The following is a 14,379-nucleotide window of genomic DNA, read 5'->3' as shown; positions in this document are numbered from 1 at the left end:
TTAAAGAACGTTTTGAGTCGCTTTAGCGTCTCAAGGGATGCGAATAATACACCCTTTATTTTTCGAGTCAACACTTAGTTTTAAACTTTCTTTTTAGATAATTTAAAACCGAAGTTTTATTTAACTCTCTGAGTAGTTCGCTCCTCGCTAGGCGTTGGCGTTTCCCGTCTCAGTGGGGTCGCATTATAGGGAGATCCGAAAACAGATCAACCCTTTTTTGAAGAAAACTTGAAATAACATACTGTTCGGTGAGTATTTAAGCTAAACACGTCAAAAACACAACATAACCAGCAAGTTATTAACAACTAAAGGCGCTTTAACTCTTTTTATATTTAAAGTAGAGCTAAACGATCTTCATATAAAGGCTTACACCCCAAATGATCAATACGATCGTTAGTGAAAGTGTTACAGCTGCAGATCCCATATCTTTAGCTCTACCTGATAATACATGCAATTCTGTACTTACCCGATCTGTTAGTGCTTCTATCGCAGAATTTAATAATTCAACTATTAGTATAATAAGCAGTGAGCTGATCAATATCGCCCAATGTAATAATGATGAAGCAAGCCAAAATGAAATGGGAAATAATATAAGGCTTAATAATAGCTCTTGTCTAAACGCGGCTTCTTCTTTAAATGCTGCTTTAAAGCCAAGGTAGGAACAATAGGTTGCTTTAAAAACACGCTTGAGGCCTAAGCCATTTGGTTTTAATACATCTTTCATTAATAAACTCTACAAATGAAGGTCAAAATAAAGCCCCGCACTGCGAGGCTTTTTATTTATGCTACACCGTATTGATCACGGTAAGCTTTAACTGAGGCTAAATGCTCGTCCATCGTCCCTTGATTTTCAAGGTAACTAATAAGATCAGCTAATTTTACGATTGATATTACTTTAGTACCAAAGTCGCGTTCAACTTCTTGAATAGCTGATAACTCGGCCTTACCTTTTTCTTGGCGATCTAATGCGATCAAAACACCGCTAAGGTCCGCACCATTTTCGGCAATGATTTCCATTGATTCACGAATAGCAGTACCTGCGGTAATTACATCATCAACCAGCATTATTTTGCCATTGAGCTCTGAACCAACTAATGTTCCACCTTCACCGTGTGCTTTTTTCTCTTTACGGTTAAAACAGTACGGTACATCTTTATTATGGTGATCAGCTAATGCAACAGCTGTTGTTGTCGCTATTGGGATACCTTTATATGCAGGACCAAATAATACATCATACTCTATCGCTGAGTCTTCTAATGCAGCAGCATAAAATCGACCTAAACGCGCTAAATCACGGCCTGTATTAAATAAACCGGCATTAAAAAAGTACGGACTTATTCGCCCTGACTTTAAAGTAAACTCACCAAATTTTAATACCTGCTTCTCTAGGGCAAATTCTATAAACTCTTTTTGATAATCTTTCATATCTAGTGGCCTACCTATTTATGCTAATGCTTGCTTTTGTACGTCAATGATTTCACGAATAGAATGTTTAGCTAAAGTAAGTAACTCATCTAGCTCATCAAACGAGAAAGGTTCGCCTTCGGCTGTACCTTGAATTTCAATAATTTTACCTGTTTCGGTTAAAATTACGTTCATATCAGTCTCTGCTGCTGAATCTTCAATATATTCTAAATCGCTAATTGCTTGACCTTTATATATACCGACTGAAATAGCCGCAATCATATGCTTAAGTGGGTTTGAATTAATCATACCTTTGGCACGCATATGCGTTAGCGCATCAACAAGTGCAACACATGCACCACTTATAGAAGCAGTACGCGTACCACCATCAGCTTGAATTACATCACAGTCAATGGTGATTGTGTTTTCGCCAAGTGCTTTTAAATCAACAGCAGCACGAAGTGCACGTGCAATTAAGCGTTGAATTTCCATAGTACGACCGCCCTGCTTACCACGTGCAGCTTCTCGAGCATTACGCGTATGCGTTGCTCGCGGTAACATACCGTATTCAGCATTGATCCAACCTTTACCCTGACCCTTCATGAAACGAGGTACGCCCGATTCAACAGTAGCTGTACAAAGTACTTTGGTGTTACCAAACTCAACAAGTACTGAACCTTCAGCATGCAAAGTATAATTACGTGTAAATGTAACAGGTCTAATTTGGTTAGGTGTTCTTTCGCTTGGACGCATTGACGATCCCCTTAATTCAGAATTTGCGACATTATAAGTGTATGTGGGTATAGATACCATGCTGATTTAAATAAATAGCTGTATGCAAAATATTCAGTGTATTAAATTTTCCCTAGAGCTTAAGCAGTGTTACGGTATAATCATCGTAATATTGTATTTATAAATTTAGGAAAATATCCATGATCCACAGTATGACAGCTTATGCGCGTCGCGAAATAAAAGGCGATTGGGGTACTGGCACTTGGGAAGTTCGTTCAGTGAACCAGCGTTACCTTGAAACATTTATTCGCGCACCAGAGCAATTTCGTGGCATGGAGCCAGTTATTCGTGAGCGTTTACGCAAACACTTACAACGCGGTAAAGTTGAGGTTTTTTTAAAATTTGTAGCAAACCCTGCTCATGTTGGTGAATTGTCGATTAACCAAGCGCTTGCTGAGCAACTTATAAATAGTGCTAAGTGGGTTCAACAACAAAGTAACGGTGATATCAACCCTGTTGATATATTACGCTGGCCTGGTGTTATGGAAGCTGAAGAACTTGATATGGATAGCGTTAATACAGCGCTAATTGTTGGTCTTGATCAAGTAATAGAAGATTTTAAATCAGCACGTGGCGATGAAGGTGCAAACCTTGAAGAAATGATAGCAATCCGCCTTGATGCGATTTTAGAGCAAGTAGAAATTGTAGAAACGCACATGCCAGAGATTGCTAAATGGCAGCGTGAAAAACTAGCTCAAAAACTAGAAGACTTAACAGCTAATATTGACGAGTCACGCCTTGAACAAGAACTCATTTATCTTGCGCAAAAACAAGACGTGGCTGAAGAATTAGATCGCTTAAAGTCTCACGTTAAAGAAACTAAAAAAATCCTTAAAAAAGGGGGCGCATGTGGTCGCCGTTTAGATTTTATGATGCAAGAATTTAATCGTGAAGCAAACACGCTAGCATCTAAGTCTATTAATAGTGATATTACGACTGCCGCTGTAGAGCTAAAAGTGTTGATTGAACAAATGCGTGAGCAAATTCAAAACATTGAATAACACATAACGCTGTTGTAGCTCACTTGAGCATAATTAGTGAAATAAAGTACAATGTAGTTATTGAAGGCTTGAGTTATTTGTAACTCAAGCCTGTTTATTTTTAGGTAGAGATAAATATGGCACAAACTCGCGGAAATCTATTTATTTTGTCGGCACCATCAGGCGCAGGTAAATCAAGCTTAATTAATGCGTTATTAAAAAAACATGCAGATATGAAAGTATCAGTATCACATACCACTCGCTCTCCTCGCCCTGGTGAGAATCATGGCGTGCATTATCATTTTTCGTCAACTGATGAATTTAAGACGCTTATTTCTCAAGATGATTTTTTTGAATGGGCTCAAGTATTTGATAATTACTATGGCACATCAAAGCAAGCGATTGAGTCACAACTTAATGCTGGTATAGATGTGTTTTTAGATATTGATTGGCAAGGTGCGCAACAAGTACGTAAAATTATGCCAAGCGTTCAAACTATTTTTATTCTGCCTCCCTCTAAAGCAGAACTTGAACAACGATTAAATAACCGAGGTCAGGACTCTGCTGAAGTTATTGCTTCTCGTATGGCAAAAGCACAATCAGAAACATCACATTACAATGAATATGACTTTGTTATTGTGAATGATGATTTTGATACAGCACTTGCAGACATAGAAACGATTGTTATGGCACAGCGTTTAACATTAAAAGCGCAAACTCTTCGCCATCAAGATTTACTAAATAGCCTCCTTAAATAGTTTAGACTTATTTAAATTAGCTTTAGGCTTGTAAAACTAATAAAAATTGACCACTAGCTATTGGCGAAACTTGCTGCTTGCAGTAAACTACGTCTTTGCTTTTAAATTATTTTGGAGTGCTGAGATGGCCCGCGTAACAGTTGAAGATGCAGTAGATGCAGTTGGTAATCGTTTTGACTTAATTTTAGTTGCGGCTCGTCGTGCCCGCCAACTTGCTGTTGGTGGTAAAACTCCACTAGTAGACCCTGAAAACGATAAACCAACAGTAGTTGCTTTACGTGAAATTGAATTAGGTTTAGTTGATAGTTCATCAATGGACTTAATTGACCGTGAAGAACAACAACATCAAGAAGCGGCTGAATTAGCTGCTGTTGCTGCCATCGTTGGCGGCAATCAATAATCAACCTCCCGGTTTGATTTTAGCCAACGGCGCAGTATTTCTACTATAGTCGTTGGCAATATCCTCTATTCATCGTATATTCGTAACTTACCTAATTTACTTCACTAGAACATTGGAGTGTAAATGTATCTTTTTGAAGGTCTTAAAAAGAAAATTTCAGAATACTTGCCTGCTGCTGAAGTAGAGTTAGTACAAAAATCTTACGTGGTAGCCCGAGAGGCTCACGAGGGTCAAACGCGCTCAAGTGGCGAACCTTACATTACTCATCCTGTTGAAGTAACCCAAATTCTTGCTGGTATGCATCTCGATCATGAAACACTCATGGCTGCATTAATGCATGACGTAATTGAAGATACTGACTTTAGCCAACAAGATTTAGCAGAAATTTTTGGGGAAACGGTTGCAGAACTAGTTGAGGGTGTAAGTAAACTCGATAAGCTTAGCTTTAAAGATAAAAAAGAATTCCAAGCTGAAAACTATCGAAAAATGATTATGGCAATGACCCAAGATATTAGGGTTATTTTAATCAAACTCGCTGACCGAACTCATAATATGCGTACATTGGGAGCATTACGTCCCGATAAACGCCGTCGTATTGCTCGAGAAACATTAGAAATATACGCGCCAATTGCAAACCGTTTGGGTATTCACGATATTAAAAATGAGCTTGAAGACTTGGGTTTTCAAGCTTTATACCCTATGCGTCATCGTGCACTTAAATCAGAAGTGGCTAAAGCTCGTGGTAATCGTAAAGAAGTTATTTCTAATATTCAAAATGAAATAGAAGCTCGTCTTAAAGAATCAGGTATAAATGCAACTGTATCTGGTCGTGAAAAACATATTTATAGCATTTATAAAAAAATGCTAAATAAAGAGCTGTTATTTAACGAAGTAATGGACATTTATGCTTTTAGAATAGCCGTTGAATCTATGGATACTTGCTATCGCGTACTTGGCGTTGCACATAGCCTTTATAAACCAATTGAAACACGTTTTAAAGACTATATAGCAGTACCAAAAACAAATGGTTACCAGTCACTTCATACTTCTTTAGTTGGTCCACACGGTATACCTGTTGAAATTCAAATTCGTACTCACGATATGGATCATATGGCAGATAAAGGTGTCGCAGCGCATTGGATGTATAAAAAATCAGGTGACGGTGCAGGTAATACATCTCAGCAACGCGCTCGACAATGGATGCAAAGTTTACTAGAACTACAGCAAAGTGCTGGTTCGTCTTTTGAGTTTATTGAGAACGTAAAAACCGAATTATTCCCAGAAGAAATTTACGTATTTACGCCAGATGGTCGTATTGTAGAATTACCAATGGGTGCTACTGCTGTCGATTTTGCTTACGCTGTACATACTGATGTAGGTAACACCTGTGTTGGAGCAAGAGTAAACCGCAAGCCTTATCCTTTAAGTAAAGCACTTGATACCGGTCAAACAATAGAAGTAATAACTAGCTCAGGAGCTCACCCTAATGCTACTTGGCTTAACTTTATTGTGACAGGCAAAGCACGATTAGGGATTCGTAACTACCTTAAAAGCCAGCATCACGAAGAAGCAATGTTATTAGGCAGACGCTTACTGGATTCAGCACTTGGCGAAAATAAATTTGATAATATCCCTGATGAAAATATAGTAAGAGTACTCGAAGAACATGAGCTTTCTACATTACTTGAGCTATTAGTTGAAATTGGTTCTGGTAATTTAATGAGTATGCTAATTGCTAAACGTTTGCTGCAAAACGATAGTGACGACTTAACCGATATGACAAACCAAGCCAAAGCGACCATTATTGGAACCGAAGGCATGTTAGTTAATTACTCTAAATGTTGTCGCCCAGTACCTGGGGATGCAATAACCGCACATATAAGCCAAGGCAAAGGCTTAACTGTTCACAGGCAAGAATGTAAAAACATTCGAGGTTGGGAAAATGAGCGTTCTAAATACTTAGTTGTAAAATGGGACGATAACCCAGAGAAAGAATATATTGCAGCTCTTAGAGTTGAAATAATTAATCATCAAGGTGCTCTAGCCAAATTAACTAATGTTGTTGCTACAACCCAAGCCAACATTGTGGAAATAGCTACCGATGAAAAAGAAAGTAATTTATACGTGATAGATCTAGGAGTCACCGTTAAAAACCGTGTCCATGTTGCTAACATTATGCGTAAAATTCGTGTTATGCCTGATGTGCAAAAAGTCTATCGTAAAAAATAAAATAGGAAAAACATGAATAAAGCATTTATCTCTACCGACAAAGCACCTGCAGCTATTGGCACATACAGCCAAGCAGTTAAAGTAGGTACTGCTGTTTATTTATCAGGTCAAATTCCATTAGTTCCTGAAACAATGGAAGTTATTTCAGAAGACTTTGGCGAACAAACACACCAAGTATTTAAAAATATAGCTGCAGTGTGTGAAGAAGCTGGCGGTCAAATACATGACCTAGTCAAAGTTAATATTTATCTTACTGATTTATCTAACTTTGCTGTTGTTAACGAAGTAATGAGCCAGTACTTTAAGCAACCATATCCAGCACGCGCTGCGATTGGTGTTCGTGCATTACCTAAAGGCGTGCAAGTTGAGATTGATGGCATTATGGAATTACCTTCAACTAACTAATGTGTTTATGAGCTATAGACCTGCGCTATAGCTCATACTTCCCCTACTTTATATATCATTTTGTTTTTCTTGATTTCTTGACTCAAAAGTAAATTTCTAGCACTCTATAATTGTGCTGTTAATAAAAATTTAACTTAAGTAGTAGAAAAGGATTAACTAGTGTTTAAGCTTGCCAATAATGGAAATGTTTTACTTGATGTAAGTAAACACGCCCCTCCAAGTGCTGCATTTGTGCTTGAAGCCCTCGAAAAGTCGACCTTCTGTAATTGCAAAATAGATCATAATGCTATTAATGACTTTTTTAAAAGTGGAAGTAGTAAGTCTGTTTTAGTTGTTGCCAATAAGCATAACGCTACATTAAGCGTAACTATTAGCGACGACAAAATGCTTGCTACTGGTGAGCTTACCGTTGCACAAGGTGGTAAAATACTGAACTTAGAAGATGCTAAAAAACAGCTAGTCAAAGCAGGAATAGTCCGTGGCTATAAGCAAGCATTTTTAGAACAAATCCTCGATAAACAACTCGAAGCCGCTGCAGGTAGTGTAGTAAAAGGTGTTATTGCTAAAGGCCGTTTACCGAGTGATGGTTTAGCCACTAAGCTCATAGCAACAGTAAAAACGCTTAAAGACCGTCTAAAGGCTCCTCAATTAAAAGAAGATGGTAGTGTTGATATGCGAGATTTTGGCAAGCTCGCAAGTGTAGAGCCTGGTGCTGTGCTCATACGTCAACAGCCAGCAACCCCAGGAAAAGAAGGTTTTACTGTTGTAGGAGACATATTACCAGCCAAGCCAGGTGATAATAAACAACTCGTTGCGGGTGAAGGCACTGAAATATCTAAACTCAATCCAATGGAGCTAGTGTCTACTATTTCTGGAGTACCGGTTGAGATAAATAATGGTATGCGAGTAGATGACATTTTTACAATATCAGATGTGAGCGTAAAAAGTGGTCATATAGATTTTGAAGGTAGCGTTATTGTTACTCGTAATATAGACCCAGGGATGAAAGTAACTGCTAAAGGCGATATTACTATTTTTGGCACTGTAGAATCTGGTGACCTTACTGCTGGCGGCAATATAACGGTAAAACAAGGTATTATTGGTCATCAAAAAGATGATAAGTCACTCTCTTGTAAACTAATATGTGCTGGTGATGTTCACATCTCTCATTCACAATATTGCTACATAGAAGCGTGTAATATATTTATTGAACGCCAAACAAGCCACTGCATAATGAAAGCAAAGCGGTTACTACAAGTTGGACAAACAGATTTACCTAAAGGTAAAATATTTGGTGGTGAAATACTAGATGCAACGACGCTTATTGCAGGCGAAATTGGTAATGAGTCTGGTGCTAAAATGGTAATAAACTTAGCTGCCTCAGGCGCAGAAATAACAGCAAATACAGATAATTGCTTTAAAGATTTAGCAAAAACAGATCAACAACTAGATACTCTTCAAATAGCGTTAGAAAAAACAGATCAAGTAAAAGATACTGAAAAAAAGAGTCTATTAATCACAAAAATTGGTGCGACCCAATTACATTATTGCCAACAAGCTGAGCAATTAGAGAAACGCCTTTCAAATCTAGATCACGATCTGCACGACTTACTTAGTGATACTAATCTAGCCGTGAATACAGTTTTGCACTCTGGAGTCGAAATTCATATTTTTGACAAAGCTCTTAAAACAACCCGTAATTACCCTCCATGTAACGTAAAGCTTATAAACAATAAAATTGAGGTTGAATTTAAAACGCACTAATTAATAGAGTGCTTCACAGAGCACTCTATTAAGGCTTAGTAAAATCTACAATAAACCACTCACGGTGTCGTAAGTCTGACTTGACCATACACCTACTTGTACCTGCCCAATATGTTGCTTTTGAAGCAGTAACATAGCTAATCGTGACTGACCTATACCGCCGCCAATTGTTTGTGGGAATTTACTTTGTAATAAAGCTTTATGCCAATCAAGCTCTAATCGTTCTTCATCGCCTGTAATACTTAATTGTGCTTTTAAAACATCAGGGCTTACACGTATACCCATCGAAGATATTTCAAAGGCATCTTCGAGCACTGGGTTCCACACTAAAATATCGCCATTTAATCCCATATATTGATCGCACGTAGGTGTAGACCAATCATCATAATCTGGCGCTCTTACATCATGGATTTTGCCATCACCTAATGCACCACCAATCCCAATTAAAAATACAGCGCCATACTCTTGTGTTATTGCCTTTTCACGTTGCTTAGCATTAAAGTCAGGATACATTTTGCGTAATTCTTCACTGTGTACAAATTTAATATCGGCAGGTAAAAATGAAGTTAAACCATAAGATTCACTTACGAAGGCTTCTGTTTCTTTAATTCCTTTATAAATAGATTGAACGGTTTGCTTTAATGTAGTCAGCGAACGCTCAGTACTTTCGCTAATTACTTTTTCCCAATCCCACTGATCAACATAAACAGAATGAATAGGGCTTAATGTATCTTCATCGGGACGTAGCGCTTTCATTTGAGTATAAATACCTTCACCAGCTGAAAAGCCATAAGTTGCTAGTGTTTTACGTTTCCATTTAGCCAATGAGTGCACTACTTCATATTGACTATCTGCTATAGCTTTTACCTTTACAGCAACTGCATTTTCATGCCCGCTTAAGTTATCTTGCGTGCCGTCGCCCACTTTAGCCAAAATTGGGGCTTGAACCTCAATGAGTCCAAGCTGGGTTTCTAGTTGCTGTGAAAAAAATTGCTTAACTTTACTTATTTGCTGCTGTTGCTGCACATAGTGTGAACTCATAATAATTGGCCTCATTCCCAGTTATTGTTACTTGCTTAATTGATAAAAGACACTCAACAAGGCGCCTTAATGAGGTTAATGTAACGATTTACAGCATTAACTCAATATCCCACAACAAAAATAGCTTTAACATACAAAAACAATCAATTTAATGGTATAAAAACCCTACATTCAATAATTTTACAAACGAAAAATAATGGAAAATTATCAAATCGATAATCTCGATAAACAGATATTGCATGCATTAATGGCAAATGCACGTACACCTTATGCAGAACTCGCGAAAAGATTCAACGTAAGCGCAGGTACAATTCATGTTCGTATAGAAAAAATGAAACAGGCAGGGATCATAACCGGCACACAACTCACTATTAGCACAAAGCAATTAGGTTATGATGTATGTTGTTTTATAGGTATTAACTTAAATAACGCACGCGACTATCCACAAACATTAATAAAACTAGAAGCACTTGAAGAAGTTGTCGAAGCTTATTACACAACTGGCAACTACAGTATTTTTATTAAAGTAATGGCAAAGTCAATTGACCACCTACAAGATGTTCTCATTAATAAAATACAGGCAATTGAAGCTATTCAATCAACAGAAACACTTATATCACTACAAAATCCAATTAGCCGTACGGTAATGCCTTAATAGTAAAAATCTCGTATAATTACCTAAAAAAGAGGATCATCATGCAGCAAACTCGCTATCAAAGAATCGAAGACGTACTTTCACGTCGTCAAACAGACCTAACAGTATGCTTAGAAGACGTGCATAAACACCATAATTTATCTGCAATCGTTCGAAGTGCAGATGCCGTTGGCTGCCACCACGTACATGCTGTATGGCCAGAAAAACAAAAATGGCTAACTAATAATACATCAGGTGGCAGTAAAAACTGGCTAGAGACTCATCTACATAGAAATATAGATGATGCGGTAATGGCAATGCGTGAGCGCAATCCCGAGATACAAATACTAGCAACACACCTTTCAGAAGATGCCGTTGATTTTAGAGAAGTAGATTACACCAAACCAACTGCAATTATTGTAGGGCAAGAAAAAACCGGAATATCAGAAAAAGCGCTAAAATATGCCGATCAAAATATTATTATTCCTATGCAAGGCATGGTGCAATCGCTAAACGTTTCGGTGGCTGCTGCACTAATATTGTTTGAAGCACAACGTCAACGTGAGCTTGCTGGTTTGTATAATAGAGATATGCTTAGCGCAGAAGTTAAACACCCACTTTATTTTGAAGGTTGTCACCCTATTATTGCAAGGCAGTGTAAACAAAAAAAATTGCCTTACCCAGCACTTGATGAAAACGGCGAAATTGTTGCTGATGAAAAATTTTGGCAAGCTTTAAAACACACTTGATGCACTTACACTCTGTAAGTACACTTAATCCACTAAATAATTAAAAATTGAGTCTATTTTGTCTAAACCTAGCTTAAGCCAATACCCTATAACAGAACTTAAAGGAGTCGGTCCAAAAATGGCCGAACGCCTATTAAAGCTAGGTATTATTACTGTACAAGATATGCTCTTTCATTTACCACTTCGATACGAAGATCGCACTCGCTTATATGCAATAAACGAGTTAGCCATTCATAGCCACGTTAGCGTAGAGGCTACAGTTGAAACAAGCCAAATCACTTTTGGCAAAAGGCGAATGCTTGTATGCCAAATAAACGATGGAACAGGTAGGCTTACGCTTAGATTTTTTAATTTTACCGCAGCACAAAAAAATGCGCTCAGTGCAGGCAAAATTATACGCTGTTTCGGCGAGGTTCGTCGCGGACGCGTTGGTCTTGAAATGAGCCATCCTGAATATAGCATCAGCGATACTATTAACGAACAACCTATCGCCACAACATTAACGCCTGTTTATTCAACAACTGAAGGCTTAAAACAACTATCGATTAGAGCTTTAAGCGAACAGGCAATTGATTTACTAAACAAATATTCAGTAGAAGAATTACTCCCTACGAAATGGCAGCCATCAAACATGGCGTTAAGCGATGCGTTATTATTACTTCATCGTCCACCAAATAATATTGATGTAACAGCACTAGAGCAAGGAACTCACCCTGCTCAGCAACGCTTAGTATTTGAAGAGTTGCTTGCACAAAACCTCAGTTTATTAAAAGTGCGAGAACAAGGGCAGCAAGTCAAAGCGGTAGCTCTAAATCCAATAAACATATTAGAAAGCCAATTTTTAGAACAACTCCCTTTTGCACCAACAAACGCACAAAGTCGCGTAGTAGCAGAAATTAAAGGTGATATGCAACATGCTTATCCAATGATGCGTTTAGTACAAGGTGATGTTGGCTCAGGTAAAACACTTGTCGCTGCACTTAGCGCATTAACAGCCATTGCTCAAGGCTTTCAAGTTGCCTTGATGGCACCGACTGAAATATTATCAGAGCAACATGGAGTTAATTTTACAACGTGGTTTAATCAATTAGGTATCACAGTTGCTTGGCTTGGCGGTAAGACAAAAGGTAAAGAACGCGTAGCAACGCTTGAAAAAATATCCTCTGGGGAGGCGCAAATGATTGTAGGTACTCACGCTTTATTTCAAGATGAAGTAAAGTTTAATAACTTGGTACTTATAATTATTGATGAGCAACATCGCTTTGGTGTTCACCAACGCCTATCACTACGCGAAAAAGGTAAATTTGAGAATTGTTACCCTCACCAATTGGTTATGACAGCAACACCTATACCTCGCACACTCGCAATGACAGCTTATGCTGACTTAGAAACCTCTGTAATAGATGAATTACCGCCAGGTCGTACACCAATAACAACTGTTGCACTTCCTGATACACGCAGAGACGACATTATAGCTCGCGTTAAATTAGCGTGCCACGAACAAGGTCGTCAAGTTTATTGGGTATGTACACTTATTGATGAATCTGAAGTACTTCAATGCCAGGCAGCTGAAGACAGCGCGCTGCAATTAAAAGAAGCATTACCCGAGCTCAACGTAGGGTTAGTCCATGGACGAATGAAGTCAGCTGAAAAACAAGCAATAATGAGTGAGTTCAAAGCCGGAAATATACATGTATTAGTAGCAACAACTGTTATCGAGGTTGGAGTGGATGTTCCTAATGCGAGTTTAATTATTATAGAAAACCCTGAGCGCCTAGGTTTAGCACAATTACACCAGCTACGCGGTCGAGTCGGTCGTGGCGTTATAGCATCCCATTGCGTACTTTTATACCACGCCCCATTATCTCATACAGCTCAAAAACGACTAGGAGTACTAAGAGATAGTAACGATGGTTTTGTTATAGCTGAGCGTGATTTAGAAATACGCGGACCAGGCGAAGTTCTTGGTACAAAACAAACTGGTTTAGCGGAATTTAAAATTGCGGATTTAACACGCGACAAACAAACACTTAATCAAGTAAGACCTATCGCGCAGCAAATGTTAAAGCAATACCCTCAACATGTAGATCCCTTAATTCATAGATGGCTAGGTAATAAGTCAAACTACGCACAAGCATAACTTCAACGGACTATTTGCTATCTATAATAGCCCTGCAATTTTAATTATTCGCATTTCACTTATAACTACGCAAGATTATTTTTACATATGTATTATCTATCTTTTTATTCTCATCAAAGATAGATATCACCACAGTTAAAGCTCTTTCTATAAAAGCATGTCGAAATTGCCATGTAATATCAGCTCACTTAAACATCTGTTCTAATAGATACCACATAAAATAACCCTTCAATTAATTATGGATTTACAGCTATTACAGCAAATATTAAGCCTCTCCGAAAAATACACGTAAACGAATGTGATTGCTTTCATATCATTATTTTATGAAGGTAATAGCATAAACAATATTACCCGAAGTGGTGCTAACAAATGGGTCTCTAATTACCTAAAATTACGGTTATTAGGCTTAGAGGATAAATCAATTCACAGGCGCTCATTTCAATTATAGTAAGCACAGCGCTGAAAACTGACCGAACTTGTAAGGCAGTCGCCTTATGTACGATACGACTTTGCAATTCAAAAATATAATCTTAATAAACTGCACCTTATTCACAAGAATAAAACCCAATAAAGTAAGTGTGAGAAGGAGATGTAACAACATTGTTTATTAAATAGGGAATGTAATGGCTATGAATAGGAGTCCATGACGTGAGCTATACGTTATTCACCCAAACCTCACTTTTCTGCAGACGTAAAAAAGCCCGAGCCGTTAGATTCGGGCTTTCTACAATGTGAAGTCGGTGCGCTACGCATATGCAGTAGAATGCTTTAGTGCCCACAGCAGTGGAGAGCCACAGTATAAATACCCCACTATCATTCTCTCAAGCTGCTTATTATCGCGCTATTGCTGAGACTGGTGAGCTTCTTTAAAGTGGTTCATGAGCTGTAATCGAATGAAATAAGGGATATTAATGGGAGTGTAGGGTGTTAGCTGTGCATTATTCACTTACACTCCACTTTTCTGCAGACGTAAAAAAGCCCGAATCGTTAGATTCGGGCTTTCTACAATTTGAAGCCTGGTAATGTCCTACTTTCACATAGCAAATGCTACACTATCATCGGCGCTGTTTCGTTTCACTACTG

Annotated in this window: 13 protein-coding genes; 9 read left to right on the top strand and 4 right to left on the bottom strand. The window is 38.2% G+C overall.

Annotated features, from left to right (window positions below):
- Positions 1-343: 343 nt before the first annotated feature.
- Genes I6F65_RS19940 through rph form a run of 3 tightly spaced genes read right to left on the bottom strand, consistent with a single transcriptional unit; the run spans position 344 to position 2,157 of the window.
- On the bottom strand, positions 344-724 hold the full coding sequence (locus I6F65_RS19940) for a diacylglycerol kinase (protein ID WP_002958892.1): 381 nt from the start codon (positions 722-724) through the stop codon (positions 344-346).
- Between the two features lie 56 nt (positions 725-780).
- On the bottom strand, positions 781-1,425 hold the full coding sequence (pyrE, locus tag I6F65_RS19935) for an orotate phosphoribosyltransferase (RefSeq protein WP_024609399.1): 645 nt from the start codon (positions 1,423-1,425) through the stop codon (positions 781-783).
- 18 nt (positions 1,426-1,443) lie between these two features.
- The gene (gene rph, locus I6F65_RS19930) at positions 1,444-2,157 is read right to left on the bottom strand and encodes a ribonuclease PH (RefSeq protein WP_002958890.1); all 714 of its coding nucleotides are present in this window, start codon (positions 2,155-2,157) and stop codon (positions 1,444-1,446) included.
- A 179-nt stretch (positions 2,158-2,336) separates the two neighbouring features.
- Between rph and I6F65_RS19925 the strand changes: the two genes are divergently transcribed.
- The 6 genes from I6F65_RS19925 to I6F65_RS19900 all read left to right on the top strand — a co-directional run bounded on the left by I6F65_RS19925 (position 2,337) and on the right by I6F65_RS19900 (position 8,732).
- Complete coding sequence (locus I6F65_RS19925) at positions 2,337-3,197, top strand: YicC/YloC family endoribonuclease (RefSeq protein ID WP_166115063.1); 861 nt, start codon at positions 2,337-2,339, stop codon at positions 3,195-3,197.
- Between the two features lie 116 nt (positions 3,198-3,313).
- Entirely contained in the window at positions 3,314-3,934 is a 621-nt protein-coding gene (gene gmk / locus I6F65_RS19920) for a guanylate kinase (RefSeq protein ID WP_166115060.1), read from the top strand.
- Positions 3,935-4,058: 124 nt separating this feature from the next.
- Positions 4,059-4,334 carry a DNA-directed RNA polymerase subunit omega gene (gene rpoZ, locus I6F65_RS19915; RefSeq protein WP_024611811.1) on the top strand — a complete coding sequence of 92 codons (276 nt, stop codon included), beginning with the start codon at positions 4,059-4,061 and terminating at the stop codon, positions 4,332-4,334.
- A 123-nt stretch (positions 4,335-4,457) separates the two neighbouring features.
- Positions 4,458-6,563 (top strand): bifunctional GTP diphosphokinase/guanosine-3',5'-bis pyrophosphate 3'-pyrophosphohydrolase, encoded by a 2,106-nt coding sequence (spoT, locus tag I6F65_RS19910; protein ID WP_024611812.1) that lies wholly within the window; start codon positions 4,458-4,460, stop codon positions 6,561-6,563.
- A 12-nt stretch (positions 6,564-6,575) separates the two neighbouring features.
- Positions 6,576-6,968: a RidA family protein gene (locus tag I6F65_RS19905; RefSeq protein WP_024611813.1), complete on the top strand. Its 393-nt coding sequence runs from the start codon at positions 6,576-6,578 to the stop codon at positions 6,966-6,968.
- Positions 6,969-7,127: 159 nt separating this feature from the next.
- On the top strand, positions 7,128-8,732 hold the full coding sequence (locus tag I6F65_RS19900; protein ID WP_166115057.1) for a DUF342 domain-containing protein: 1,605 nt from the start codon (positions 7,128-7,130) through the stop codon (positions 8,730-8,732).
- A gap of 45 nt (positions 8,733-8,777) precedes the next feature.
- On the opposite strand, the gene asnA is transcribed toward I6F65_RS19900, so the two are convergent.
- A complete protein-coding gene (gene asnA / locus I6F65_RS19895; protein WP_166115054.1) occupies positions 8,778-9,773 on the bottom strand; it encodes an aspartate--ammonia ligase in 996 nt (331 codons plus the stop codon).
- Positions 9,774-9,969: 196 nt separating this feature from the next.
- Between asnA and asnC the strand changes: the two genes are divergently transcribed.
- Genes asnC through recG form a run of 3 tightly spaced genes read left to right on the top strand, consistent with a single transcriptional unit; the run spans position 9,970 to position 13,296 of the window.
- Complete coding sequence (gene asnC, locus I6F65_RS19890) at positions 9,970-10,428, top strand: transcriptional regulator AsnC (RefSeq protein WP_166115051.1); 459 nt, start codon at positions 9,970-9,972, stop codon at positions 10,426-10,428.
- 41 nt (positions 10,429-10,469) lie between these two features.
- Positions 10,470-11,156, top strand: a complete 687-nt coding sequence (gene trmH, locus I6F65_RS19885; protein ID WP_197114569.1) for a tRNA (guanosine(18)-2'-O)-methyltransferase TrmH — start codon at positions 10,470-10,472, stop codon at positions 11,154-11,156.
- Between the two features lie 58 nt (positions 11,157-11,214).
- Positions 11,215-13,296 (top strand): ATP-dependent DNA helicase RecG, encoded by a 2,082-nt coding sequence (gene recG / locus I6F65_RS19880; RefSeq protein ID WP_166115048.1) that lies wholly within the window; start codon positions 11,215-11,217, stop codon positions 13,294-13,296.
- Positions 13,297-14,379 lie beyond the last annotated feature (1,083 nt).

The organism is Pseudoalteromonas sp. SWXJZ94C (assembly GCF_015864385.1).
GTDB lineage: Bacteria > Pseudomonadota > Gammaproteobacteria > Enterobacterales > Alteromonadaceae > Pseudoalteromonas.
The sequence above is the reverse complement of the archived record's forward strand: the minus strand, read 5'-3'. Positions and strand labels throughout refer to the sequence as shown.

Bases quoted from the DNA above. Each gene is read 5' to 3' on its own strand.
- asnA (WP_166115054.1), bottom strand. From the start codon at position 9,773: ATGAGTTCACACTATGTGCAGCAACAGCAGCAAATAAGTAAAGTTAAG.
- I6F65_RS19925 (WP_166115063.1), top strand. From the start codon at position 2,337: ATGATCCACAGTATGACAGCTTATGCGCGTCGCGAAATAAAAGGCGAT.
- I6F65_RS19905 (WP_024611813.1), top strand. From the start codon at position 6,576: ATGAATAAAGCATTTATCTCTACCGACAAAGCACCTGCAGCTATTGGC.
- spoT (WP_024611812.1), top strand. From the start codon at position 4,458: ATGTATCTTTTTGAAGGTCTTAAAAAGAAAATTTCAGAATACTTGCCT.
- asnC (WP_166115051.1), top strand. From the start codon at position 9,970: ATGGAAAATTATCAAATCGATAATCTCGATAAACAGATATTGCATGCA.
- gmk (WP_166115060.1), top strand. From the start codon at position 3,314: ATGGCACAAACTCGCGGAAATCTATTTATTTTGTCGGCACCATCAGGC.
- rph (WP_002958890.1), bottom strand. From the start codon at position 2,157: ATGCGTCCAAGCGAAAGAACACCTAACCAAATTAGACCTGTTACATTT.
- I6F65_RS19940 (WP_002958892.1), bottom strand. From the start codon at position 724: ATGAAAGATGTATTAAAACCAAATGGCTTAGGCCTCAAGCGTGTTTTT.
- rpoZ (WP_024611811.1), top strand. From the start codon at position 4,059: ATGGCCCGCGTAACAGTTGAAGATGCAGTAGATGCAGTTGGTAATCGT.
- pyrE (WP_024609399.1), bottom strand. From the start codon at position 1,425: ATGAAAGATTATCAAAAAGAGTTTATAGAATTTGCCCTAGAGAAGCAG.
- trmH (WP_197114569.1), top strand. From the start codon at position 10,470: ATGCAGCAAACTCGCTATCAAAGAATCGAAGACGTACTTTCACGTCGT.